Origin of the sequence: Rhizobium sp. WYCCWR 11152, from assembly GCF_013087615.1 — a bacterium.
GTDB lineage: Bacteria > Pseudomonadota > Alphaproteobacteria > Rhizobiales > Rhizobiaceae > Rhizobium > Rhizobium indicum.
The window spans coordinates 230,315-254,962 of record NZ_JABFCP010000010.1; the positions used below are offsets into that span (position 1 = coordinate 230,315).

Annotated in this window: 25 protein-coding genes and 1 pseudogene; 11 read left to right on the plus strand and 15 right to left on the minus strand. The window is 61.6% G+C overall.

Going from position 1 to position 24,648, the window contains the following annotated elements; genetic code table 11:
* Positions 1 to 126 precede the first annotated feature (126 nt).
* Positions 127 to 891: pseudogene (locus G9X67_RS21250) on the plus strand (protein-L-isoaspartate(D-aspartate) O-methyltransferase); the annotation flags it as partial.
* Positions 892 to 1,003: 112 nt separating this feature from the next.
* Here the strand turns inward: G9X67_RS21250 and G9X67_RS21255 are convergent.
* The 7 genes from G9X67_RS21255 to G9X67_RS21285 all read right to left on the minus strand — a co-directional run bounded on the left by G9X67_RS21255 (position 1,004) and on the right by G9X67_RS21285 (position 8,530).
* Positions 1,004 to 1,768, minus strand: coding sequence for a FadR/GntR family transcriptional regulator (locus G9X67_RS21255; RefSeq protein ID WP_027687225.1), 765 nt, complete (start codon positions 1,766 to 1,768; stop codon positions 1,004 to 1,006).
* A gap of 24 nt (positions 1,769 to 1,792) precedes the next feature.
* On the minus strand, positions 1,793 to 2,857 hold the full coding sequence (locus G9X67_RS21260; RefSeq protein ID WP_171599602.1) for a four-carbon acid sugar kinase family protein: 1,065 nt from the start codon (positions 2,855 to 2,857) through the stop codon (positions 1,793 to 1,795).
* Positions 2,854 to 3,846, minus strand: coding sequence for an oligopeptide/dipeptide ABC transporter ATP-binding protein (locus tag G9X67_RS21265; RefSeq protein ID WP_025398453.1), 993 nt, complete (start codon positions 3,844 to 3,846; stop codon positions 2,854 to 2,856). Before G9X67_RS21265 ends, G9X67_RS21260 begins: the two co-directional genes overlap by 4 nt.
* Entirely contained in the window at positions 3,846 to 4,853 is a 1,008-nt protein-coding gene (locus tag G9X67_RS21270) for an ABC transporter ATP-binding protein (RefSeq protein WP_171599603.1), read from the minus strand. Before G9X67_RS21270 ends, G9X67_RS21265 begins: the two co-directional genes overlap by 1 nt.
* A complete protein-coding gene (locus tag G9X67_RS21275) occupies positions 4,850 to 5,806 on the minus strand; it encodes an ABC transporter permease (RefSeq protein WP_129416889.1) in 957 nt (318 codons plus the stop codon). Before G9X67_RS21275 ends, G9X67_RS21270 begins: the two co-directional genes overlap by 4 nt.
* Positions 5,807 to 5,808: 2 nt before the next feature.
* On the minus strand, positions 5,809 to 6,765 hold the full coding sequence (locus G9X67_RS21280) for an ABC transporter permease (protein WP_003549486.1): 957 nt from the start codon (positions 6,763 to 6,765) through the stop codon (positions 5,809 to 5,811).
* Positions 6,766 to 6,895: 130 nt separating this feature from the next.
* Positions 6,896 to 8,530: an ABC transporter substrate-binding protein gene (locus tag G9X67_RS21285; protein ID WP_138334256.1), complete on the minus strand. Its 1,635-nt coding sequence runs from the start codon at positions 8,528 to 8,530 to the stop codon at positions 6,896 to 6,898.
* A 327-nt stretch (positions 8,531 to 8,857) separates the two neighbouring features.
* On the opposite strand from G9X67_RS21285, the gene G9X67_RS21290 reads away from it, so the two are divergent.
* Together G9X67_RS21290 and G9X67_RS21295 are read left to right on the plus strand one after the other, a co-directional pair.
* On the plus strand, positions 8,858 to 9,763 hold the full coding sequence (locus G9X67_RS21290; RefSeq protein WP_171599604.1) for a dihydrodipicolinate synthase family protein: 906 nt from the start codon (positions 8,858 to 8,860) through the stop codon (positions 9,761 to 9,763).
* An 11-nt stretch (positions 9,764 to 9,774) separates the two neighbouring features.
* Positions 9,775 to 10,962, plus strand: coding sequence for an exo-alpha-sialidase (locus tag G9X67_RS21295; protein ID WP_171599605.1), 1,188 nt, complete (start codon positions 9,775 to 9,777; stop codon positions 10,960 to 10,962).
* On the opposite strand, the gene G9X67_RS21300 is transcribed toward G9X67_RS21295, so the two are convergent.
* Entirely contained in the window at positions 10,925 to 11,128 is a 204-nt protein-coding gene (locus tag G9X67_RS21300; protein WP_171599606.1) for a hypothetical protein, read from the minus strand. The genes G9X67_RS21295 and G9X67_RS21300 overlap by 38 nt on opposite strands.
* Before the next feature lie 192 nt (positions 11,129 to 11,320).
* On the opposite strand from G9X67_RS21300, the gene G9X67_RS21305 reads away from it, so the two are divergent.
* The 4 genes from G9X67_RS21305 (at position 11,321) to G9X67_RS21320 (ending at position 14,303) form a co-directional block, all read left to right on the plus strand.
* On the plus strand, positions 11,321 to 12,454 hold the full coding sequence (locus G9X67_RS21305; protein WP_171599607.1) for an iron-containing alcohol dehydrogenase: 1,134 nt from the start codon (positions 11,321 to 11,323) through the stop codon (positions 12,452 to 12,454).
* Positions 12,455 to 12,485: 31 nt separating this feature from the next.
* Entirely contained in the window at positions 12,486 to 13,472 is a 987-nt protein-coding gene (gene pdxA / locus G9X67_RS21310; RefSeq protein ID WP_171599608.1) for a 4-hydroxythreonine-4-phosphate dehydrogenase PdxA, read from the plus strand.
* Positions 13,473 to 13,641: 169 nt separating this feature from the next.
* Positions 13,642 to 13,896 carry a type II toxin-antitoxin system Phd/YefM family antitoxin gene (locus tag G9X67_RS21315; RefSeq protein WP_171599609.1) on the plus strand — a complete coding sequence of 85 codons (255 nt, stop codon included), beginning with the start codon at positions 13,642 to 13,644 and terminating at the stop codon, positions 13,894 to 13,896.
* Positions 13,896 to 14,303 (plus strand): type II toxin-antitoxin system VapC family toxin, encoded by a 408-nt coding sequence (locus G9X67_RS21320; protein ID WP_171599610.1) that lies wholly within the window; start codon positions 13,896 to 13,898, stop codon positions 14,301 to 14,303. Before G9X67_RS21315 ends, G9X67_RS21320 begins: the two co-directional genes overlap by 1 nt.
* Positions 14,304 to 14,490: 187 nt before the next feature.
* Here the strand turns inward: G9X67_RS21320 and G9X67_RS21325 are convergent, their stop codons facing one another.
* On the minus strand, positions 14,491 to 14,973 hold the full coding sequence (locus G9X67_RS21325) for an RES family NAD+ phosphorylase (RefSeq protein WP_171599611.1): 483 nt from the start codon (positions 14,971 to 14,973) through the stop codon (positions 14,491 to 14,493).
* Positions 14,970 to 15,401: an antitoxin Xre-like helix-turn-helix domain-containing protein gene (locus G9X67_RS21330; protein ID WP_003552236.1), complete on the minus strand. Its 432-nt coding sequence runs from the start codon at positions 15,399 to 15,401 to the stop codon at positions 14,970 to 14,972. The genes G9X67_RS21325 and G9X67_RS21330 overlap by 4 nt, the downstream gene beginning before the upstream one ends.
* Before the next feature lie 124 nt (positions 15,402 to 15,525).
* Here G9X67_RS21330 and G9X67_RS21335 point away from each other — a divergent pair, with 124 nt between their 5' ends.
* Complete coding sequence (locus tag G9X67_RS21335) at positions 15,526 to 16,428, plus strand: alanine--tRNA ligase-related protein (protein ID WP_171599630.1); 903 nt, start codon at positions 15,526 to 15,528, stop codon at positions 16,426 to 16,428.
* 88 nt (positions 16,429 to 16,516) lie between these two features.
* Here the strand turns inward: G9X67_RS21335 and G9X67_RS21340 are convergent, their stop codons facing one another.
* The 5 genes from G9X67_RS21340 to G9X67_RS21360 form a co-directional block, all read right to left on the minus strand.
* Entirely contained in the window at positions 16,517 to 17,287 is a 771-nt protein-coding gene (locus G9X67_RS21340; protein ID WP_138334270.1) for an ABC transporter permease, read from the minus strand.
* On the minus strand, positions 17,284 to 18,072 hold the full coding sequence (locus G9X67_RS21345; RefSeq protein ID WP_138334271.1) for an ABC transporter ATP-binding protein: 789 nt from the start codon (positions 18,070 to 18,072) through the stop codon (positions 17,284 to 17,286). The genes G9X67_RS21340 and G9X67_RS21345 overlap by 4 nt, the downstream gene beginning before the upstream one ends.
* A gap of 8 nt (positions 18,073 to 18,080) precedes the next feature.
* Positions 18,081 to 19,127, minus strand: a complete 1,047-nt coding sequence (locus G9X67_RS21350; RefSeq protein WP_171599612.1) for an ABC transporter substrate-binding protein — start codon at positions 19,125 to 19,127, stop codon at positions 18,081 to 18,083.
* A 53-nt stretch (positions 19,128 to 19,180) separates the two neighbouring features.
* Positions 19,181 to 19,618: a VOC family protein gene (locus G9X67_RS21355; protein ID WP_171599613.1), complete on the minus strand. Its 438-nt coding sequence runs from the start codon at positions 19,616 to 19,618 to the stop codon at positions 19,181 to 19,183.
* A gap of 107 nt (positions 19,619 to 19,725) precedes the next feature.
* Positions 19,726 to 20,589 carry an AraC family transcriptional regulator gene (locus tag G9X67_RS21360; protein WP_171599614.1) on the minus strand — a complete coding sequence of 288 codons (864 nt, stop codon included), beginning with the start codon at positions 20,587 to 20,589 and terminating at the stop codon, positions 19,726 to 19,728.
* A gap of 420 nt (positions 20,590 to 21,009) precedes the next feature.
* Between G9X67_RS21360 and G9X67_RS21365 the strand changes: the two genes are divergently transcribed.
* From G9X67_RS21365 to G9X67_RS21375, 3 genes are all read left to right on the plus strand, one after another.
* Positions 21,010 to 22,023 (plus strand): sugar ABC transporter substrate-binding protein, encoded by a 1,014-nt coding sequence (locus tag G9X67_RS21365; protein WP_171599615.1) that lies wholly within the window; start codon positions 21,010 to 21,012, stop codon positions 22,021 to 22,023.
* A 65-nt stretch (positions 22,024 to 22,088) separates the two neighbouring features.
* Positions 22,089 to 23,639: a sugar ABC transporter ATP-binding protein gene (locus G9X67_RS21370; protein ID WP_171599616.1), complete on the plus strand. Its 1,551-nt coding sequence runs from the start codon at positions 22,089 to 22,091 to the stop codon at positions 23,637 to 23,639.
* Positions 23,629 to 24,648, plus strand: a complete 1,020-nt coding sequence (locus tag G9X67_RS21375) for an ABC transporter permease (protein ID WP_171599617.1) — start codon at positions 23,629 to 23,631, stop codon at positions 24,646 to 24,648. Before G9X67_RS21370 ends, G9X67_RS21375 begins: the two co-directional genes overlap by 11 nt.

Sequence of the window (24,648 nt, forward strand, 5' to 3'; positions counted from 1 at the left end):
CCGGTGGTCTCGATGCTTGCCGAAAACCTGCTCCTCGTAGGAACTCCCCGGTCGCCCATTTGTTTTACATTTTGCACCGCCCAGAAGTTTGCCCCCAAATGCAATCGGCGACAATGGAGCTGATCCATGGATATGACGCGCATCCGAGATCGCATGGTGGAGCACCACGTTACGCGTCGTGGCATTCACGATCAAAGCGTCATCGAAGCGATGCGCACGGTGCCGCGCGAAAAATTCGTTCCTCCAGGCTCCGAGGAATTCGCCTACGAGGATGCGCCGCTGTCGATCGGCGAGGGCCAGACAATTTCGCAGCCGTTCATCGTGGCTCTGATGCTCGAAAAGGCCAGTCTGAATGCCGGTGACAAAGTGCTCGAGGTCGGAACGGGCTCCGGCTATGCTTCGGCCCTCATCAGCCGGATAGCAAGGCATGTCTACTCCATCGAGCGCCATGAAAAGCTGGCGCTTCAGGCCAGGGAACGGTTCGAGAAGCTGGGATACCGCAACATTGACGTTCGCGTCGGCGATGGCAGCAAGGGCTGGGCGAAAGCCGCCCCGTTCGATGCCATTATCGTTTCCGCGGGCGCACCCGAGGTGCCAACCGCCTTGAAAGTACAGCTGAACCTCGGAGGGCGGCTCATCATCCCGGTCGGCCGCGGTGAAGGGCAGCGCCTGAAACGCCTCACGCGCACCAGCGCCACCGCGTTCGAGGAAGAAGATCTCGGCGGGGTGCGCTTCGTTCCCTTGATCGGCGAAGACGCCTGGACTGCTACCCATCCGATGTATACGGCGACGGCCCCCTCATTGCCGGGAACTAATGCGTCCAAGCCAAGTTCTCCACAAGACGCACAGGGAGGGGGCATGGGAAAGATAGACAAATTGCCCGCGCTGCCGCATCAGCATCATCAAGAAGCAGAAATCCGGCTGACAATTGACGACGAAGGAGACACCTCGAGGGCATGAACTCGCTGCCATTTTTGAGTTGATAGCCGCCTGGGAATGCGCGTCAGAAGGATAGGTCGAGCACCCTGCCCTCGAACAGACGGTCCCGAGAGCCTTCGAGATGCGCCTTCATCAGTCTTTGCGCATCGTCCGGCCGGCCATCGGCGATCGCTTTGTAGATGGCGTTATGCTCTTCATAGACCTGTTCCAGCCCTTGGCGGGGGCCGAGCAAAGAGAGGCCGTGGAGATGCATGCCGACGGCGATATGGGCCTTCAGCGCATCGATCGAGGCCGTGTAATAATGATTGTTGGCAGCCTCCGTCACCGCGCGGTGGAAGAGAAAATCGGCGTCTGTGCGGTGAAGCTGGTGGCTGGTCGCCTCGCGCAGATCCGCAAGCGCGCTGGCGATCTTCTGAATGGCAGATTCATTGCGGCGCTTGGCGGCGAAATAGGCGGCCGCCGGCTCGATCGTCAGGCGGAATTCGTAGCAGCGCTGAATGTCGGCGATCGTCTTGACCGGCGAATAGGCAAGCTGCGTCGTCGGCGACCCATGCGCGCTGACGAAGGTGCCGGCGCCCTGCCGGGCATAGACCATGCCCTGATCGCGCAGGCGCGCCAGCGCATCGCGGACGATCGGCCGCGACACACCCAGCATCGAGGCAAGCTCGTGCTCGCCGGGAAGACGTGAATCCGGCGGATAGTTTCCGCCGCGGATACGCTCGAGCAACTGGTCGAAGACGCGATCGACCAGCTTGACGGCCTTGCCGCGTTCGGGCTTGCCCGGCGGGCCGGCTTCCGCGTTCAAAGATTCGCCATTCACTTCAGCCACGTCATTCTCCCCGGCGGTATCTTACTATGCCGCCCGATTCCAAAGAACCAGTCTTAACAAACTATCGGGCTTGCCGAAGCCCCCCGACTTCACGGCGCACCGAAAATGCCGTCCATCGGCTGCCGTGACATCGAACCACGGCACGCCGGCCTCGATTTCGCCCTGCGGCGCCAGCACTCTGACCCCGAGCGCCTGGAAAACGGCAAGCGCCGTATCGCCGCCGCCGACCATCAGCATGTCAGGCCTGGTATCGTCGATGACCGATCTGACGCCTGCCGCAAAACGGCGGGCGACCAATGCTGCATCGGCTGTCATATCGCCGGTGCAACGCAGCAGCGCCGGCAGCGCCATGCCCTCCCCGCCTTCAATTTCTCCGCTCGGCGCATCCATCACCATGCGCAGAACGCCCGAGGCTTCGAGCCGGTCCATCTGGATAGCGGTAATCGGGTCGCGCGAGCCAAAGGCGAACAAGGTACGCCGGGTCGCCGCAAACTCCGGCACCGATTGCCGCCCCGTCTCGCCGAGCTGGCGGGCAAGTGCTGCACCCAGACCCCGTGCGCCAACCGCAAGTGCCAACTGCCAGTCCTGATCGGCAACGATCTGGTCGAGATCACTGTCATTCTCCGCATCGGCAATGGTGACGCTGCCTACGCGGCTCTCGAACAGATCGGCGATCGGCAGCGGTTTGTCGACGCCGCGGCCAACGACACAGCCTCGATAGGTCACGCGCTCCTGATCGGGAACAGCGGGCGCCACGAGGATAGTCTCCAGGCCGAGCGCATCTGCCAGCGCCAGGCTTTCCACTGCTACATTGCCCTTCAGCCGGGAGTCGATCTTCTTCATCACGACTGCGGGCTTCACGCCGCGAAGTGCCGCGGTCGCCAAGCGAACCCTCTCGGCAGCTTCCGGTTCGCCAAGCGCACGCGAAGCCGTGTTGATGACGACGACATCACAGCCGGTGGCGATCGCATCCTGCGCGGCCCCGACGTCGACGGCGACCGCAACCGAAAGGCCCGCTTCGACGAAGGGCGTGCCGGTATCGAGCGCACCGGTCAGATCATCGGCGATGATGGCGGCCTTCAGCGTCATGCAGTCTGTCCAGTGTTGACGGCATGGCAGGCGACGAGATGGCCGGGTTTTGCTTCCTGCCACGCGGGGATGACCTTGCTGCAGACATCCATGGCAATCGGGCAGCGCGTGTGAAAGCGGCAGCCGGTCGGCGGGTTCAGCGGGCTCGGCACGTCACCCTGAAGAATCTGGCGCTGGCGGGTGCGCTCATGCTCCGGATCGGTCTCCGGAACGGCAGATAGCAGTGCCCTGGTATAGGGATGCAGCGGATTGTCGAAGAGTTCCTCGCGGGTGGCAAGTTCGGCGAGCCGCCCGAGATACATGACGCCGACGCGGGTGCTGATATGGCGCACGACCGCGAGATCATGGGCGATGAACAGATAGGTCAGCCCGTATTTTTCCTGCAGATCGAGCAGCAAGTTGATGATCTGTGCCTGGATCGACACGTCCAGCGCCGAAATCGCCTCGTCGCAAACAATGAATTTCGGCTGGCAGGCGAGCGCGCGGGCAATGACGACGCGCTGGCGCTGGCCGCCGGAAAGCTCATGCGGGTAACGCTGGGCAAACCGCGTGGGCAGGCCGACATCGGTGAGCAGCGTCGCGACCCTGTCCTTCAGTTCGGCCTTGGTGCAGAGCTTGTGGAAGAGGATCGGCTCGCCGATCGCCTCGCCCACCGTCATGCGCGGATTGAGTGTCGAATACGGATCCTGGAAGACGATCTGCAGGTCGCGGCGGAAGGGCCGCATCTGTTTTTCATCGAGCGTCGCGAGATCCTGGCCCTTGTAAACGACCTTGCCGCTGGTCGCCTTGTAGAGGTTGAGGATAGTGAAACCGGTCGTCGACTTGCCGCAGCCGGATTCGCCGACCAGGCTCAGCGTCTCGCCTTCCATGATGTCGAGATTGACATTGTCGAGTGCGTAGACGGTTGCCGAGCGTTCGCCGAAGGCGCCGAGCTTGACGTGGAAATGCTTGACCAGGTTTTCGATCTTGAGCAGCGGTTGAGCACCCATCACGCGGCCTCCTGCATTCTCTGGACGACGAAACAGGCGGCGCGGTGATTGGCGCTGCCGCTCAACGGTTCGAGTTGCGGCACCTTCTCGTGGCAGATGTTTTCGGCAAGCGGGCAGCGCGGCGCAAACGGGCAACCCTTCGGCCGACGGCCAGGCTCCGGCGGCGTGCCGCCGATCGAGCTCAGCCGGCTTGCCGGCGGGTCCGAGAGCTTCGGAATCGATGAAAGCAGGCCGCGCGTATAGGGATGGCTCGGGCGGGCATAGAGCTCGTCGACCGGCGCATCTTCGACCACCGTTCCGGCATAGAGCACGGCGACACGATCGACGAGGCCGGCGATCAGCGCCAGATCATGGGTGATCCAGACAACTGACATGCCGAGCTTGGTCCTGAGGTCCTTCACCAGATCGACGATCTGGGCCTGGATGGTGACGTCGAGCGCGGTCGTCGGCTCGTCGGCAATCAAAAGCTTCGGATTGCAGGCAAGGCCGATCGCGATCATCACGCGCTGGCGCATGCCGCCGGAAAGCTCGTGCGGATAGGCCTGCAGGCGTTCCTCCGGGCCGGGAATGCCGACAAGCCGCAGAAGTTCGACAGCGCGGGCGCGGGCCGCCGCCTTTTTCATTCCGCGATGATAGACCAGCGGCTCGCAGATCTGATCGCCGACGCGCATGACTGGATTGAGCGAGGTCATCGGATCCTGGAAGACGAAGCCGATATCTCCGCCGCGCACCTTGCGCAGTTCTCTATTCGACATCGTCTGCAGGTCGCGGCCGTCGAATGTCGCCGATCCCTTGGTGACTTTGATCTTGTTCGGCAGGAGCCGCATCAGGCTCAGCATGGTCAGGCTCTTGCCGCAGCCGGATTCACCGACGACGCCAAGGGTCTCGCCCCTGTCGACATGGAGATCGATGCCGTCGACGACGATGGCGGGGCCGTTGCGGCCATCGATTTCGACGGTGAGGCCCCTGACATCGAGCAGGCGGTTGGTGCTTTTCGTATCCATCATTTGCTGCCCCGCGGATTGAGCGCGTCGTTGAGGCCGTCGCCGAGGAAACTGAAGGCAACCGAGGCAAGGCCGAGCACGGCCGCCGGAGCGGCGAGAAGATGCGGATAATGCTGCCAGACGCGGAGGCCGTCCGAGATCATGTTACCCCAGCTCGGCGTTGGCGGATTGACCCCGACGCCAAGGAAGCTGAAGGCGCTTTCCAGCACCATCGCCGTGCCAAGACCGGCGCTGACCGAGACGATCAGAGGGCCTAGCGCATTCGGAATGACATAACGCTTGATGATGATCCAGTTCGAAAGCCCGAGCGCCTGGGCCGCGGTGATATAGGGCCGGCTGCGGATCGACAGCACCTGGGCGCGCACGAGCCGAGCGTATGGCGGCCAGGAGATCAGCGCCATAGACCCGAAGACGAGGGCGAAATCCACCCACATGGTTTCGCGATAGAAGGGATTGAGGGTCTCGAGATAACGCGCTTCCATCCATTTGCTGATCGGCGATTTCAGCGAGGCGTTGATGACGACGACGAGCAGCAGGTTGGGAACCGACATCGTCACGTCGGTCAGCCACATGATGATGCGATCGAATGGATTGCCGAAGAAACCGGCGACGGCGCCGAGCACGAGACCGATCACCACGGCGAAGACGGTGACGATGACGGCGACGAGGAAAGCGGTGCGCGTGCCGAAGACCACGCGGCTGAAGACGTCGCGACCGAGATCGTCGGTTCCGAAGAGGTGGCTCATCGACGGCAATACATTGCGGGCGTTGAGATCCTGGCTCAGATAGTCATAGGGCGTGAGATAAGGCCCGAAGATCGCCGTGAAGCCGAGGATCACGACGATGACGAGACCGAAGACGGCGAGCTTGTTGCGCTTCAGCCGATACCAGGCGTCGCGCCACAGGCTGACTGGCTCTTCGACGGTTTCGATGGTCGAAAGAGGGATTGCGGACATGGTCAGCGGCTCCTTCTTGAATCATTGGCGCGCGGATCGAGCAGCGGATAGAGCACATCCACCAGGAGGTTCGACACCATCACCAGAAACGATCCGATTAGCGTGATCGCCAGAATGACCGGATAATCGGAATTGATCAGCGCCTGCACCGTCAACCGGCCGAGACCCGGCAGGCCGAAAACGAGTTCGACGAAGATCGCGCCATTGACGATGGTGATCATGATCAGGCCGAGCTGCGTGACGACGGGCGTCAGCACCGGCCGCAAGATATGGCGCAACGCCACCATGATCTCGGGTACGCCCTTGGCGCGGGCGGTCCGGACGAAATCCTCCGATAGTACCTCGATGACGGCGGCACGCGTCTGACGCACGATCAGCGCGATCGGCTGGAAAGAAAGGACGAGCAGCGGCAGCAGGATACGGACATCGAGGATGCCACCCCAGCCATAAGGCACGCTCGCACCCGGCAGCAGCACGATGAGGCCGACCATCAGCAGCGGGCCGGCGACATAGGCCGGGATCGCCCAGAGGAAGAGTGCGGAGCCCAGAATGGCATAATCGATGCGTGAATTCTGGTTGAGCGCAGCGATCATGCCGAGCGGGATCGCGACGACGGCCGTCAGGATGATGGAACAGATGGCAAGCTGGAAGGAGACAGGTGCCGCGGCTGAGACCATCGCCCAGACGGAGCGGCCCGAGGTCAGCGAATTGCCGAACTGGCCGTGCAGTAGGTTCCAGATGTAAAGGCCAAACTGGACGATGAAGGGTTTGTTGAGGCCGGCGCTTTCGCGAATGGCTTCGATGCGCTGCGGATTATAGGCGACGTCGCCAGGCGCGCGCAGAAAGATCAGCTTGATCGGATCACCGGCGCCATAGAAGGCCAGCGCGTAGACCGCCAGCATCACCACCAGAACGGACGGAATCCAGATGGCAAATCGGGTTAGCACGTAGCGCAGCATGGCCACCTCTCACCTGTTGTTCGATGCGTTCCCGCTTTTGGCTGCGATCGCATCTCTTCTTCTTGAAACTTGCGCGAAGGCCTTGCGGCCTTCGCGCGGGTTATTGCCGATTGGGACGGTTTCCGCCGGATCAACCGATGGAAATGTTCCAGGGTTCGACGACCTGCCAGTCAAGGTTCTTTTCCAGGCCCTTGACCTCTTTGGTGGCCCAGCGCGACATCGCCTGAGAATACCATGGAATGAAGGCCCAATCCTCGCGGAACGCCTTCTGGGCCTCCTGGGCGAGAGCAATACGCTGCGGATCATCCGCAGCCTTGGTCGTGGCCTCGGCAAGGGCACTGTCGACCTTGTCGTTCTTGTATCCGCCGAGCTTGTTCTGGGCGTTCGACGAGGTTGAGGCGATGCTGCCCGCCAGATAGGAGACGGCATCGGGAACGCGGGTGCCGACGTCGTCGCGGAAGATCTGGACCGAGTTCTGATCCGGACCCGCATAGGAATCCTGCTGCGGCTTCATGTCGACGGCGGTGATGCCGAGATTCTGGCGCCACTGCTCGGCAATGAACTGGGCGGCGGCCTGAATGGCTGGCCCCGAGATGCCGACGAACAGGATCTTCGGCAGGCGCTCCGGGCCGCCGTAGGTCGATTCCGCAAGCAGCTTCTTGGCAGCCTCCGGATCATAGGGATAGGGCTCGAAGCCGGAATTCTCCGCGCCCGGGACCGAATTGAGGATCTGGTCCGCCTTCTTATGCGGCCCGTCGGGATAGGACGCCTTGAACAGGCCATCGCGATCGACCGCCATGATCAGTGCCTGGCGGACTTTCGGATCGTCCATCGGCGCACGGGAAATGTTGAACCAGAAGTGCTGGCTCGTCGGGATCAGCGGGCCGGCCGAGAATTCCGGGCCGAGATCCTGGATGATGGTCGAGGTGATCAGTTCGGTATGGGCGTTGAACTCTCCCGACTTGATCAGCGACGTCGCGCTGACATTGTCCTCGATCGAAGTGACCTCGATGCGCGCAAGCTTTGGCTTCGGTCCGAAGAAGTTCTCATTCGGCTCGAAAGTGAGTTTACCGGCGTCGATATCGATGCTCGTCAGCTTGAAGGGACCTGAGAAGACCGGCTTGCTATCGGGCTTATACCAATCGATGATCTCCTCGCCGTCGCTGCCGCGGGACTGCGATGCCTTGGTGATCGGCGCGATGTGGTTTGCCAGGCGCATGAAGAAGATCGGGTCGGCGGCACCAAGCGTCACGACGACCGTCCCCTCGTCGGGTGTCGCGACACCCGTCAGCTCGTTGCCGGAGCCGGCGGAGATTTCGGCGTAACCCTTGACCTTGCTCAGCACCTGGTCGGCGCGCTGGCTCTTGGTGTTCGGCATCGAGGCGACTTCCCACGATCCCTTGACGTCGGCCGAGGTGATCTTGCTGCCGTCGGAAAAGACGGCCTTGGGGTCAATTTTGAAGGTCCAAACAGTGTTGTCAGCCGATTCCCAGCTGGTGAAGACGTAGGGTTTGATATTGCCTTGGCTGTCGAAATACATCGGCGATGCCCACCAGATCGAATTCCAGCGGAACGTCCTGCCGCCGCCGCGCAGCGGCGACCAGTCCTGGTCGAAGGCCGGATGCGCGACCTTCAGGACCTGGCCTTCATCGGCCATGACGATGCGGGCATTCATCCCGAAAACGGTGAGTCCGACGCCGGCTGCAAGGCCGAGCTTCAGCGCGTTACGACGTGATATATTGGTTTTATCCGATTGATCAGACATGGCATTCCTCCCAGAGTGAATTCGGCAGCGCTCTCCCTGCACCTGCCAGGCGCAGCACAATCCGTTCCGTATCGTTCTCTCGTTATTGTAAATATGTCAACAAAAAATCGCAATTTCCATTCGAACAAAATTTTCTACTGCAAATATATAAGTTATAACAGATAGATAACTTTTCGCGTCGGCTTCACGGCATTTTGTCTTCTTGACAAAAGCGCGGCAATATAAAAGTTCTTTGCACTCCATCGCGACGGACGGATGACAATTGCAATGCGCAGCGCCCCGGTTCGAATACGGATCGGCAAGACAGGACGCGCCGAGGAGGGCGGAATGAGCCATCACAGGATTACCGGCGTTTTCAGCGCCTCCGCAACGCCGCTGACGGCGGACAACAGGCCGGATTTCGCCCTTTTCACCGATCACTGCCGGCAGTTGCTGGCCGAGGGATGCCATGGCGTGGCGCTGCTCGGCACGACGGGCGAGGCCAATTCATTCTCCGGCGCCGAGCGCCGCGCCATTCTGGAAGCGGCACTGAAGGCTGGCATTCCCGCCGACAGGCTTTTGCCGGGCACCGGCGTCGTCGCCATCCCCGAGACTGTGGAATTGACCCGGCACGCGCTGTCGCTTGGCGTCACCAAGGTGGTGATGCTGCCACCCTTCTACTACAAGGGCGTCTCCGACGACGGTCTCTTCGCCGCCTATTCGCAAGTGCTGGAAAAGGTCGCCGACACCCGCCTGCAGGTCATCCTCTATCATATTCCGCAGGTCTCCGGCGTTCCGCTGTCCATTCCGCTGATCGGACGGCTGATTGCGGCCTTCCCGGAAACGGTCGTCGGCATCAAGGAATCCGCCGGCGATTTCAACAACATGCAGGCGATCATCGCTGCCTATCCCGGCTTCTCGGTGCTGGCGGGCGCCGATCCGCTGTTGTTGCCGCTGCTGAAGGCGGGCGGCGCCGGCTGCATCACCGCCACCTCCAATCTCGTGGCGAATTCGCTGCGCACCGTCTACGACCATGTCCATGACGAAGCGCGCGCCACTGATGTCGAGGCGGCGCAGGCCCGCATCAACGCCTATCGCACGCTTTCCAATTCCTACGTCCAGATCCCGACCATCAAGGCGATGGTGGGACTGAAGACCGGCAATCCCGCCTGGAAGCGCACACGTGCGCCGCTGATGCCGCTCGGCGATGCCGACTATGCCGCACTCGCCGAAAGCTACGCCAAGCTGCCTTGAGGAGATCCGTCATGAGTTTTACCGGCCTGCCTCCGGAAGCCGTTCCGGCCCTGATGACCGGGGCCATCGCCCCTCACCCCACGGTCGAGGGTCGAGCGGATGCCTATCTGCCCTCCCCCTGCATCCAGAACCATGCCGCAAATCTCGCATTTCTGCCCGATGGTACGCTGACCTGCGTCTGGTTCGGTGGCACGATGGAAGGCATGGGTGATATCTCGATTTACATGTCGCGGCTGGCGCCGGGCTCCGAGCGCTGGTCCGTGCCGGAAAAGATGAGCGACGATTCGGAGAAATCCGAACAGAACCCGTTGATTTTCAAGGCTCCAGACGGAAAAATATGGCTGCTCTATACCTCGCAGACTTCCGGAAATCAGGACGGCTCGGTTGTCAAATGCCGGATTTCAGGCGATGGCGGCCAGACCTTCGGCCCGGTTCGTATCCTCAGCGACAGTCCCGGCACCTTCGTTCGCCAGCAGATCGTCGTGAACGGCAGGGGCGACTGGCTGCTTCCGGTCTTCCGCTGCGTTGGCCTGAACGGCCAGCGCTGGAGCGGCGATGCCGATACGGCTGCGGTGCTGATGTCGCGTGATGGCGGCGCGAGCTGGCAGATGCGTGATATTCCAGACAGTATCGGCGCGGTGCACATGAACATCGTGCCGCTTGGCGGCGACGAGATGATCGCCTTCTACCGCAACCGTTTCGCCGAAAACATCCTGTTCAGCCGATCCTCCGATGGCGGCGAGACATGGAGTGCGCCCGAGCCGGCCGAATTGCCGAACAACAACTCCTCGATCCAGGCCACGATCCTGAGTGATGGAGCCATCGCAATGGTTTACAACCATTCGAATGCCGCCATGTCGGATGCACGGCGCCAGTCTCTCTATGACGAAATCGAGGGTGGCGAGGCTGGAGGGACCGCCGTCTTTGCCGATAGCAGCGCACGCAAGGCTGTCTGGGGGGTTCCGCGTGCGCCGCTGAGCCTGGCGATATCAAGGGATGGCGGCAAGAGCTTTCCGCATCGCATCGATCTCGATACCGGCGACGGCTTCTGCCTCAGCAACAATTCGAAGGATTCGCTGAACCGCGAATTCTCCTATCCCTCGATCGTCCAGGGCGGCGACGGCACGCTACATATCGCCTACACCTACTACCGGCGCGCCATCAAATATGTGCGCCTCGCCCCGCAATCCCTGCCGTAAACAAAGCGGCGGCCGGAAAATTGTAAACCTGCATCCGATCGCATGCGGAAAGATTCAGGATGACAACGGCTGTGGGTTTAGTGACGGGAGAAATTGACAACAGGGTCGGATTATTCGCCGCCGTGGCAAAGATGATGGCCAGCTGTGCCTGAAATGCCGTTTTCATCGATGCAGTTCCTATAACGCATTGATATTTTTGTCGATATTTGCGCGTCAACGCTAACTTGAAGCGCGACAGATCGCACATCGAAAGATAAAAAATTCCGCCCCCTGGAATGCCGGCTTGACATTTATCTTACAACTTTACATTAAAGAGGGCGACGATAGTGCCGCAAGATCTTGCAGGGAGGACCGGTTCATGGCCAGCTTGGATTCGCCGATCACGATAGTTCGGCCGCATCTGATCGAATTCGGCGTCGGCACGGCGGGAAAGCTCGGCAAATGGGCGACCGAAAAGGGCTATCGGCGCACGCTCGTCATCTCCGATGCTTTCAACGCCTCGCGCATCGACGTGCTGGAGCTGAAGGGCGAGGTATCCGTCTTTGCCGAAGTGACGCCCGAGCCGGATACGGCCAATCTCGAAAAGGTCCTGGCGGCGGCAAATCGCGCCGATGCCGAGCTGATCGTCGGCTTCGGCGGCGGCAGCGCCATGGACCTGGCAAAACTTGCCGCCGTGCTTGCCGGCTCCGCCCAGACGCTGCACGAGGTCGTCGGTCCGAACAAGGTGCATGGGCCGCGCAAGGTGGCGCTCGCCCAGGTGCCGACGACATCGGGCACCGGCAGCGAGGCCGGCATCCGTGCGCTCGTGACCGATCCGGCGACGATGGCAAAGCTTGCCGTCGAAAGCCTGCATATGCTGGCCGATATTGCCGTCATCGATCCGGCCCTGACCTTCAGCGTCCCTGCCCGCACGACGGCCGCCACCGGCGTCGATGCCATGGCCCATTGCGTCGAGGCCTTCACCAACCGCAAGGCCCATCCGATGGTCGACATCTATGCGATCGAGGGAACGCGCCTCGTTGGCAAGTATCTCGCTCGCGCCGTCAGGGACGGCAATGACGCCGAGGCGCGCGCCGGCCTCTCACTCGCCTCGCTTTACGGCGGCTTTTGCCTCGGCCCGGTCAACACCGCCGGCGGCCATGCGCTCGCCTATCCCCTCGGCACGCGCTGGCATGTCGCCCACGGCGCGGCAAATGCGTTGATTTTTCCGCATGTTCTCGCCTTCAATACACCGTCCGCGCCTGAAAAAACCAAGGCGGTGATGGAAGCGCTTGGGCGTGAAACCTCCGGAAACGTCACCTCCGTCTTCGATGCGGCTTACGCTTTCTGCGCCGAACTCGGTATCGAGATGAAACTTTCCGGCCTCGGCGTGCCGGAAAGCGATCTCGACGCCATGGCCGACGACGCCTTTGCCATTCGCCGTCTGCTCGATAACAATCCGCGCGATCTCGCGCGCGCCGACATCCGCGCGATTTACGCGGCTGCTTTTTAAGCGGTAAGGTTTTTTAGAAGGGACTCGATCGATGGACAGGAATGCGAAAGTCGCTGTGACGCTCGGTGATCCCTCTGGCGTCGGCCCCGAGGTGATCGTCAAGGCGCTCGCAGCCCTTCCAAGAGAAGAGCGCCGCGATTTCGTCATTGTCGGCAATGTCGAAGCGCTGGAGCGCGCCGACCGCGTCACCGGCACCGGACTGCGGTTCGGGCCTGCCGATGCACCCGGTGACGACAGGATCGCCGTCGACGAAGTCGCGCTCGCCGCCGCCCTGCCCGAGATCGGCAAGGTCAGTCCCGTCGCCGGCGATGCCTCGGTGCGCTATATCACCCGCGCCGTCGATCTCGCCATGTCTGGTCATGCCGATGTCATCGTCACCGCGCCGATCAACAAGGAGGCGATGAACCTCGCCGGCCATCACCATGACGGCCATACCGGGCTGCTTGCGCATCTCACCGGCTCGAAGAGTTCCTTCATGCTGCTTGCCTCCGAGCGGCTGAACACCATCCACGTCTCCACCCATATCTCGCTGAAGGGCGCGATCGAGCGCGCCAAGACCGAGCGCGTGCTCGCCACCATCGAAGCTGGCCATCGCCACTTCCTGCGCCTGGGCAAGACAGCGCGCATCGCCGTCGCCGGCCTCAATCCCCATTGCGGCGAAAACGGCCTGTTCGGCACCGAGGACACGGAATTCCTGGCGCCCGCCGTCGAGCAGGCGCAGGCAAAGGGGATCGACGTCGTCGGCCCGATCTCGGCCGACACGGTGTTCGCCCGCGCCTATAACGGCGCCTTCGATCTGGTCATCGCCCAGTATCACGACCAGGGCCATATCCCGATCAAGCTCGTCGCCTTCGACACCGCGGTCAACGTCTCGCTCGGCCTGCCGATCGACCGCGTCTCGGTCGATCACGGCACCGCCTTCGACATCGCCGGCACCGGCAAGGCCAACCACGTCAACATGCTCTCGGCCATCGCCTATGCCCGGCTGATGGCCCGCTCGCCGCGGCGGGAGGTGTGATTGCGGCTTCTAGAAGGGCCGACTGGCGCCGATCGCCGACACAACGATTTCGAACTTCGTTATGACACCTAATAGCAGCGCCGGACTCTGTCGTTCAGGAACGTCCCGCCATTGACGCACCAGCATTCCGCGCGTACATAGCTAGACAGTCTAGCCAGGAGCAGAATCGATGGAATGGCAACTGCAGGACGCCAAAAACCAATTTTCGAAGGTCGTGCAGAAGGCCCGACAAGAAGGGCCGCAGGTGGTGACCGTGCGGGGCGAACGCACGGCCGTCGTTCTGTCCGCCCGCGACTACGACACCCTGCGCGCCGGCAGGCCGACGCTCGTCGACGACCTGCTCGGCGGCCCCGCCTGGGACGATGAGTTCGCCGATGCGGTCGAAGCACGCAACAAGACTCCAAGCCGCGACGTTGCCTTCTGATGTATCTGGTCGATACCAACATCGTCTCGGAGGCGCGACGCGGCACGCCGCAGGCGGTCTTCTGGCTGCGCTCCGTCGATCCGCTCACCATCCACCTGAGCGCGCTGACGCTTGGCGAGATCATGCGCGGCATTGCCCTCAAACAGAAGTCGGATCCGAAGACCGCGGCCCATCTCACCGAGTGGCTGCGCAAGCTGCGTTATGATCATGGTGACCGGATCCTGCCGGTGACCGACGAGATCGCCGTCGAATGGGGCCGCATCGCCGCCATCCGGCCGCGTGGCGATATCGACGGGCTGATCGCCGCAACCGCAATCGTTCATGATCTGATTGTCGTCACTCGCAATGTCGGCGATTTCGACGATACCGGCGCAGCGGTGATAAATCCATGGGAGACGGACGCGTGAACAGTCGAGGCCGCCACCTCCTTGTTTAAAATGGCCTCCTGTGCCTTTGGACAAGGGCCTTGGCTACGTCGGGCCGAGAATTATTGTCGGTTGCGTTTGGTGGCAGCATCATAGTCTGCTGACCAAGCCTCATCTGGCCGGCGTTTTGATCTGCTCTGCGGAAAACGTTGATTGCACCGCCAACCCGTCACATGCCGAACAAGCGACGATCCCAGAAGACCGGTTGGTGGAGGCTTGCCGTGATCGACGGGAATTCCGGGTGGGCCGGATTGATCAATATGTTGTTGTCGACGCGGGCGACGACGCTTGGCACCAGCAGGATGGCGCTGCGTTTTTCCTGGCACCATTTTTCGCCGAAAGCCTTGCTGACGTTTGCCGGCATGCTGTCCCAGCCGGGCAGCGCGGGTTCGGAGAAGACCTCGTAGCTTAGCCCCCGCGGTAGGGTGATCGTGACATAGTGCTGGTTGGGAGGCAGTCGCCCGCTGCCATGGACGAGCTTTTCGAGTAGTGCCGTCGAATAATGCTCGCTCGTATAGATGATCGGGCTGCCCGACGTGTTCCACCGCCCCGGCGCGATGGTCGAGCCGGTGGCGTCGAAGATCGGATAGTTTCCATGGGGATCTCCGATGCGAACGGATGTCAGCGTACGATCAAGAACCTGTGCGCTCACGCAGCACTGCCGTATTTCAGGCTTCCGAGAATATCGAGCACGAGCTCGCCGCCGATCTCGCTCTGGATGACCACGTCGATCGGCCGCCTGTCCTCAAGCATTGCATGCGGCCGAAACAGGAAATCGCGGGCCTCGATCTCGGTCTGCCAGACATCGAGCGCCTGACCCCAGACACGCGCGAGACGGGCAAGCTTTATGCCTTCATCTGAGGAGAGCCGATGCTTGGACTTGCGCCGTTCATAGGTGGCCTTCGGAACCAGCCGGTATTTGAACTGGGCGTCATCAGGCGCCAGAAGCAGCGCCATGCGGTCGAGCGCCTTGACCGGCAATCCTTCCTCGATGCTGGAGAGCAGGCCGAAGGCCGAACGCGATACCGGCTCCCTGGCGGGCAGCCCGAGAACATCGGCGATACCGGCAAATCCCATCATGGTAACGGCTCCTTTTCACTTGAGGCTATATTTAGCCTCAAGTGATCCTGTTATCAAGTGCACCGTTCCGGTTTTTGATCCTCGCCAGCCGAGCAGCGGATTGCCGCAGGCGCACTAGATCGCTATCTTCCCCGAAGGCACACGAACAGCAAAGGAGGTTGCCTATGTCACCGCGGGACGCCTGATCCAGCAATATCAACACTTCTGCCTTTCCAAGGGCATCGATTTCATACGCATCGAATCCGTACGGCCGCATGATGCTACCACGCTCTTCTGCAGCGCTGGAATGCAGCAGTATAAGCCCCTCTTCTCCGATCCCTCCCATAGTGGAACAGTCGCAAACAGCCAGGCTTGCCTGCGCATGGGCGACCTCGACGAGATCGGCGACGGAACCCACCTTCTCCACTTCACCATGCTCGGCCTTTTCTCCTTCAGGGAAATGACCGTCGGCAACGCCATCGATTTCTGGCTCGAGTTTCTGGGAACGCTCGGACTTATGCCGGATCATGTGACGATCCATCCCGACCGTCTGGTGGAATGGACGCCGCTCTATGGCGGGTGCGTGCCCATCGCGCCGGATCCGGAATGCATGTGGAGCGATGGCAGCATCAGCGGATACTGCACCGAGTTCTATAAAGATGGCATCGAGATCGGAAACATCGTCAATCCGCTCGGAACCTGCATCGACGTCGGCTTCGGTCTCGAGCGTCTCGACATGATCATCAACGGCACGCCGCAAGACGATGCGCTTGGGACACTGTGCGAGACGGTCATGACCATCGTGGAAAGCGGCTACCGGCCGGGCAACAAGGAGCAAGGATACGTCTTGCGGAAACTGCTCCGTCGCATCCACAAGATGGGCGGCACGCTCGATCACCCCTTCTTCACGGAAGAGGTCGAACGCCAGAAGCGGCTGCGCGCCAAACATCTGCGTCTGCGTGACCGCCATTCCGAGATGAGTCCCGACTGGTGGTTCGACACCCATGGTATCGATCTCTCCGACATCCGTGAAAGCATGGAGGAGTAGCAACAGGCAAGGCCTCCCGCAGATAACATCCGGGGGCCTTGTCATATCCTGGAAAGCGTCAGCGTTTCGGCGCCCGCATTGAACGCTTTCAGCTCTGCCCCGGCTGCAGCCGACGGAAAATCCGCTCGATCTGGGCAACAGCGGCAAAAAAGACGATGCCGGAGAAAGAGGCGAGCACGACGGCGGCAAAGAGCCTTTCCGCCTGATAGTTGAATGTCGACTGGATGATGACGGCGCCCAGCCCCTGGTTCGAACCGATCCACTCCCCGACAATCGCGCCGATCACACAGGTGGTTGCCGAAATGCGCAGCGACGCAAAGAGCAAGGGGGCAGACCGTGGGGCGCGCAGGCGCCAGAACGTCTCCCACCGGCTCGCCGAAAGCACATGCATCAGGTCAAGCTCGCTCGCAGTCGCCAGATTGAGGCCCCGGGCCGTATTCACCAGGGTTGGGAAGAAGCAGATCAGAGCGGCGATGATGACCTTTGGCAGCATGCCGAGGCCGAAGATGAGGATGATAATCGGCGCGAGCGCCAGCACCGGGATGGTGTTGAAGAGCAGGACAACGGGAAAATAGGCGGCCTGGAACCGCGGATTATAGACAAAGGCAACCGCCAGGATCACAGCGAGACTATTGCCCAGGAGGAAGCCGAGGCCCGCCTCACCCCATGTCGGGACGGCGTTCGACAGCAGGAAGCGCCATTCGATGCCAAGCGTACGCAGGATCGCCAGCGGCGTTGGAACGATATAGGACGGAACGCCGAGGGCCGGCACCAGCCATTGCCAGGCGAGGAGCAGCGAAAGGGCACCGATCACAGGAAGGCTGATCGCCTCGGTGAGGGATAGCGGACGGTGCGTCATGCAGCCGAACTCCCCTGCTGCAACAATTGGCGCAGATGGGCGGCGGTCTCCTGGACATCGAGACTCTCGCGCCGACAGAGCCCACGCTCGTCTTTCAGCGGTGCAAGGTCGATCAGCGCCTGGACGCGGCCCGGATTGGCCGCCAGGACCAGCACGCGTCCGCCGAGATAGATCGCCTCGACGACGCTGTGGGTGACGAACAGGATGGTCGTGCCGGTCCGGCGCCAGACGTCCAGAAGCTCGTCGTTCAGTCGTTCACGGGTGATCTCGTCGAGCGCACCGAAGGGTTCGTCCATGAGCAGGATATCCGGCTCGCATTGAAGCGCGCGCGCTATGGCGACGCGTTGGCGCTGGCCCCCGGACAATTGATGCGGATAGCGGTCGGCCAGATGCGACAGGCCGACCAGTTCGATCCAGTGGTCGGGCCGCGGATCGACCGATCGCGAGACGCTGTTCTTCCCCACCTGCAGCGGCAGCGCGACATTCTCCCTCACAGTCCGCCACGGCAGCAGCGTTGCGTCCTGAAAGACGAAGGCGACCTCGCGCCGCCGGCGCGCCTCCGAGGCTGTCCTGCCGAGCACCGACAGCCGCCCGTCGAGCGGCGGGAGAAGATCCGCCACCGCACGCAGCAAGGTCGACTTGCCACAGCCGGAAGGACCGAGAATGGTCAGAAACTCGCCCCTGCCGACGCTGAGATCGACGCCGGACAGAATGCGGGTCGTCTCGGCGGTGCCGGCATAGCCGACAGCCAGATCCTTGGTTTCGATGGCCGCTGCTTCAGGCAAATCCGCTCTCACGCAATCTTCGGACGGTCGTCCGCCGTCATGTCGAGTATCTCAGTCGTATAGCAATCCTCCAGCTTCGGCGCGCCGCTCTTGAACTGACCGATTTTGTCGTAGACGGAAATCTGCTCGGCAAGCGCGGCCGGATCGAAGCTGCCCCAGCCATCCCTACCGGTCGCCGTGTCAAAGCTCAGCGACAGGATGCGCGACACCGTCTTCAGCTCTACGGCAAGATCGAGCTGCGGATAGGCTTCCACCGTCAGTTTGACTGCCTCTTCAGGATGTTCATGCGTCCAGGCCCAGCCCTTGGCGACGGCACGCAGCACCTTTGCCAGTGTCTCGGCATGGCCGCTCACGGCATCGTCGGTGGCAAAATAGACGTTGGCGTAGGAGGGCAGGCCCGTATCCTTCATCATCAGATCGATGCGGTCGGGGCCGATGATGGAAAGGGCCTGCGTGTTGGTGATCCATCCGGTGACGGCATCGACCTGGCCGGTCATCAGCGGCGTCATGTCGAAGCCGATATTGGTGATGGTCAGGCTCGAGGGATCGATATTGTTCTTCAGCAGGATGGCATCGAGCACATAACGGGCCGTCGGCTGGATGCCGATGCGCTTGCCGATCATATCCTTGACGGTGCGGATCGGCGCCTTGGGCAGCGAATAAAAGGCGAAAGGCGCCATGCGGAAACCGCAGGCGAAGATCTTGATCGGCACGCCGGATGACCTCGCAAGAAGAAGCTGTGCCGAATCCGAGAATTGGCCGAGCTGCGCATCACCCGTGATCACGGGCGGCACCGTTGCAGAATTGGGACCGCCGGGGGAAAACTCGACGTCGAGACCCTCGGCCTCGAACAGGCCCTGCTTGACTGCGACGATATCGCCGATCTGTCCGTTGCTCATCAACCAGTCATATTTGATGACGACCTTGGATGCGGCGGCATTCGAGTGACGCGGTACGAACACGCTGATCCCTGCCGTCGCTGCAGCAAGGGCAAAGGCTCCGCCCTTCAGGACGGTACGCCTGCCGACCACGATCTGTTTGTCATCCCCGTTCATTTTGCTTGCCTTTCCCCTTGTTGGATTGTTAGACGACCGGCCGATTGCGCTCGCTATTGCGGGTCGATGTCGCCGGTCGGGCCGCCTGCGGCCCATGCATAGATCTCCCAGAGATTGTCATCGGGATCGGCGAAATAGACGCATCGCGCGTTCCAGACATAGTCCTGCGGCGGCGCGTGGAAGAGCACGCCCGCAGCTTTCAGCTCCGCATAGGCAGCATCGACCTGCTCTGGCGAGGCGAGCTCGATGGCCGCGCAGGCCTTGTGCGCACCTGGAGGGGCGCGGCGGCTTGAGACACCGGTATTCTCGGCGATATGCTCGATCTCCCAGAGCGCCAGCGTCACGCCCGCCCCTTTAAAATCGGCAAAGCCGGGAGCACGGCGGCGAGGTTTGAAGCCAAGACGCTCGACATAGAAAGCCGATGCTTTGTCGATATCCTCGACCAGGAAGCAAATGTCGGTAATCGGATTGGTTTGGGCAAAAGCGGTCATATGGGCCTCCTGATGGGAAAAGCCTCGCAGACCGCAGCCTCAAGAGATTTCAAATTCGTGCGGTTGTCTTTCGCAAAGCTGCTGATCTGTCATCGGCAAGAGCCGGCTCAAAGACGGACCGAACGCTGGTATTCTTTCGGGGACGCCCCCATCAGACGGCGAAAGACGCTGGAGAAATGCGCCTGGCTTGAAAAGCCCGTGGCATAAGCGATGTTTGCGAGCGTCTCCTTGCCATCGGCGAGGTAAAGCCGTGCTCGTTCGATCCTGCGTTCGAGAACGAAGCGATGCGGCGCCAAACCCGCCGCCCGTTTGAATTCCCGGCTGAAGTGAAAGGGGCTCATATGGGCCACCCCGGCCAGCTCCTCGACACTCAGATCGGATTTGCCAAGCAGGTTCTCGATGTAATCGATCACACGCCGGAGATTGTCCGATGTCAGCGGACGATCGCCGGTTTCAGGTTTGGCGCCCAGCAGTTTTATGACGCAACAGGCGAGCGCCATCCCCAGATGCTGCATCAAAAGCAGGTCGTCGCGCCCGGTCTTCTCGGCGGCAAATGCGAGGGAGAGCGCGACCTGCAGCGTTGTCGGATCAGTCGTCGCGCTGAGCGCGTCACTATCCCAATGCTCGGGATCGAAGCGAGAGCCCCCGATGCCGCTGTAGAGCGCAGGGGACTGGAAGATCGAGATATAATCCGCCGCATCGCCCTCGACTTCAAGGACGGTGGCGGCCGGTTGAAATCCCAGAGTGAACGGCGGCCTCTCAACTTTGCGGAATGCCCCGCTTCCAAGCCGATAGGCATATTTGCCGTGCGCCGTGCGGTTGATCGAAATTCTATGAAGGGAGCCCCTCGACACCATTTGCCCTGCGGCGCTGCGATAGGTCTCGACGATCATGTCGCGTTGTACGAAGGCCTTGTAGCCTCCAAGGGATGGCCGGCTTATTGAGAAAATCTGCGGGTCGATATCGGGCATTGTTTCATTCTCCCTGGCAGCAGAGAGGCAAGTTGCGCGCCAAGTGGAAGCCAAGCTTCTCGCTAGATATCAACGTCGCAGCATAAAACCCGACGGTGCCCATGAAATCGTGACTTTACGCCTGCTGTCGCGCCACGCGGCACCGCGGCCTAGCAGGAGTTCACCTTCGGCAAATTTGGTCGCATGCGCAAGAATTATGCAGTGCATATTCTTCTTGATCGGTGGCTGCAGACTCATCTGACCGCTCTGAAAACCGCCGAGGCATCCGAAATCATTCCCGGTCGCGGGAAACCGCGGCCAGGGATGAGCTTTCGTTCCGTCCACTCTTTCCCCCGGAGATCGTTCTTTTGGAAATTCGTTCCTATCCATCCGCATTAATCTATTTAATCTATAGACATAATTAATTGGAGAGAAATTGCGATGAGTATCGAAAAGTCTGAAAAGGGTCTCGGAAGACGAGATCTGCTGAAACTGTCTGCCGCGGCCGGGGTCGCCGTCGCCGGTGCATCCCTCATCGGGCAGAAGCCGGCTTTTGCCGCCGGCGAAGAACTGTCGCTGAAAGGCAAGCGCATCGCCATCAGCGCAACCGGCACCGATCACTTCTTCGATCTGCAGGCCTACAATGCCCAGATCGAGGAGGTAAAGCGCCTCGGCGGCGAGCCGATCGCCGTCGATGCCGGACGCAACGACGGCAAGCTGGTCTCGCAGTTGCAGACGCTGATTGCTCAGAAGCCGGATGCGATCGTTCAAATCCTCGGCACGCTCAGCGTCATCGATCCCTGGCTGAAGAAGGCGCGCGATGCCGGGATCCCGGTTCTGACCGTCGACGTCGGTTCGACCAATTCGATCAACAACACCACCTCCGATAACTGGGGCATCGGCAAGGATCTGGCGGTGCAGCTCGTCTCCGATATCGGCGGCGAAGGCAATATCGTCGTTTTCAACGGCTTCTACGGCGTAACCCCCTGCGCGATCCGCTACGACCAGTTGGTCAATGTCGTCAAATATTTCCCGAAGGTGAAAATCCTCCAGCCGGAACTGCGCGACGTCATCCCGAATACCGTGCAGGACGCCTTCACGCAGATCACGGCCATCCTCAACAAATATCCGGAAAAGGGGTCGATCAAGGCGATCTGGTCAGCTTGGGACATTCCGCAGCTTGGCGCGACCCAGGCCTTGGCGGCAGCCGGGCGGACAGAGATCCGCACCTACGGCGTCGATGGCAGCCCGGAAGTGCTGCAGCTCATCGCCGATTCGAATTCGCCGGCTGGCGCCGATGTCGCCCAGCAGCCGGCGGAAATCGGCCGCACCGCCATTCGCAACGTCGCCAAGCTGCTCGCCGGCCAGACACTACCGCGCGAGACCTATGTTCCGGCACTGCTCGCCAACAAGACCAATGTCGGCGAAGTCACCAAGAAGCTCGGCATCGGCTGACATTGAACCCGAGCGATCCGATCATCGCCGCATCGCTCGGAATCTGCTCGCCCGGAGAGATCGACATGACGGCCATTTCGTTGAAGCAGCCGGTGACGGCACGCGACGACATCATCCGCTTTGAAGGCATCGTCAAGCATTTCGGCGGCGCGCAGGCGCTTGCCGGTGCGTCGCTGATCGTCAGGCGCGGCACCATCCACGGTCTCGTCGGTCAGAACGGCGCCGGCAAGTCGACGCTGATCAAGCTGCTGGCAGGTCGTCACCAGCCGGATGGCGGCCGGATCGAGATCGAAGGGCAAACATTCGACAGGCTGACGCCGCATCTTGCCGAAGAGCTCGGCATCCACTTCATTCACCAGGACCGGCTGCTGGTGCCGACCTTCACCGTCGGCGAAGCCCTGTTCCTTGGCCGGGAACCACGCATCGCGGGCACACCGTTCCTCGACCGGCGACTGATGCAGCGCCGCGCATCTGACATTCTCAACGACTATTTCGGCATCCGGTTGCCGAACGCCGCCTTGATCGGCGAATTGTCGACCGCCGAAAAGCAGATCGTGCAAATCACCCGCGCCCTCCTCAATCAGCCAAAGGTGCTCGTCTTCGACGAGCCGACGGCCGCATTGGTGCGCCGCGAGGCCGATATCCTCTTCCGGCTGATCCGCCGTCTGCGCGACGAAGGCGTCACCATCATCTATATCTCGCATTACCTGAACGAAATCGAAGAGCTCTGCGACCACGTCACCGTGCTACGCAACGGGTTGGACGTCGCCTCCCTGCCGATCGGCGACACCTCGGCCGGCGCGATTGCGCGGCTGATGGTCGAACGCGACATCAAGGAGATGTTTCCAAAGCCGGAAGTGACGCCGGGCGAAGAAATCCTCAAGGTCGAGCAGCTGTCGGCGCCGGGGAAATATAGCGACGTGAGTTTCACGCTTCGCCGCGGCGAGGTGCTCGGCCTCACCGGCCTGCTCGGCTCCGGCGCAAAGGAGCTGGTCCGCGCTCTCTTCGGTCTGGAGACCCCGGCTTCCGGCCATATCGAGATCAGCGGCAAGGCTGCCCGTTTCACCAATCCCACCCAGGCAGCCGGCCGCGAGATCGCCCTGGTGCCGGAAGATCGGCGTCGCCACGGCGTCGCGCTCGACCTCAGCGTCGCGGAAAATATCAGCCTTTCGAGCCTTGGCCGCTTCACGCGTTTCGGCTTTCTTGATCGCAGACGCGAACAGAGAGAAGTGGACGGTCTGATTACGCGGCTGCAGGTGAAGACCAATGGGCGGGATGCCCTGCTGCGCACGCTTTCCGGCGGCAACCAGCAGAAGATCGCCATCGCCAAGTGGCTGAGCCGCCGCTCCGAGGTCTATCTCCTCGACGAACCAACAGTCGGCGTCGATATCGGCTCCAAGGTCGAGATCTATACGCTGATCGGCGAACTCGCGTCGCGCGGCGCCGGCGTCATCGTGCTGTCTTCGGATCTGCCCGAACTGATCGGCATCACCGATCGCATCCTGGTGCTCTTCCGCGGCCGCGTGGTGCGGGAATTCATATCGTCGGAGACCACGGCGGATGCGGTGCTCGCTCAATCGACCGGATCATCCGAGGGACATCGCCATGTCGGCTGAAGTGGAATTCGCGCCTTCCAGTTTTTCCGCTGTGGAACCGCCTCCCCGGCCGGCCGGCAATATTGCGGCCGCGGCATTGCGCTTCGGATCGCTGATCGCTTTCGCCGCCATCCTGATCATCTTCTCGCTGACCGCACCCTATTTTCTCAGCATCGGCAATATCGGCAACGTGCTTGGTCAATCGGCCATCTCCGGCGTGCTTGCCATCGGGTTGACGATCGTGCTGATCGCCGGCGGCTCCAATGTCGTCACCGGTGGCATCGACCTGTCGCTCGCTGCCAATATGGGCCTCAGCGCCGCCGTCTATGCGAGCCTGACACAGCTCGGCTACAGCGATGCGACGGCGATTGCCGCGACAATCTTGACCGGCGCCCTGATCGGCTCGGTCAATGCAATCGCCGTCGTCTATGCCGGCATCGTGCCGCTGCTGGCCACGCTTGCCGTCATGAATGTCGTCGCCGGCCTGGAGTTGGTGCTGACCGGCAATACCGTCCTGCCGGCCTCGACACCTTTCCTATCGGCGCTCTCGGCCTCGGATCCTTTCGGCATCCCGGTTCTTGCCTATGTGCTCCTCGGCTTCACGGCGATCACCACGGCGATCGTGCAATATACCCCGCTCGGCCTGCGTCTCTATGCCGTCGGTGAGTTCCCGGATGCGGCGCGTGCCGCCGGCCTGCCGCTTCGCCGGCTGCTCGCCGGCGCCTTCGTCGCCAGCGGCGTCTCCGGCGGGATCGCCGGCATCCTGTCGGTTTCCTATCTGAGCGGCAGCACGACCGGCGCCGGCGAGATGCTGTTGCCCGTCGTCGTGACGGCCCTGCTCGGCTCGGTCTTTTCGCGCCGGCTGGTTCCGACGATCACCGGGACGCTGCTTTCGGCCCTTTTGGTCGGCTTCCTGGTCAACGGTTTCCAGCTGCTGAACATTTCGAGCACGCTGGTCAGTGGCGTCCAGGGTGTGCTCATTCTCATCGTCGTTTCCGCAACCACGCTGCTGCGCCGACAGGAGGCCTGA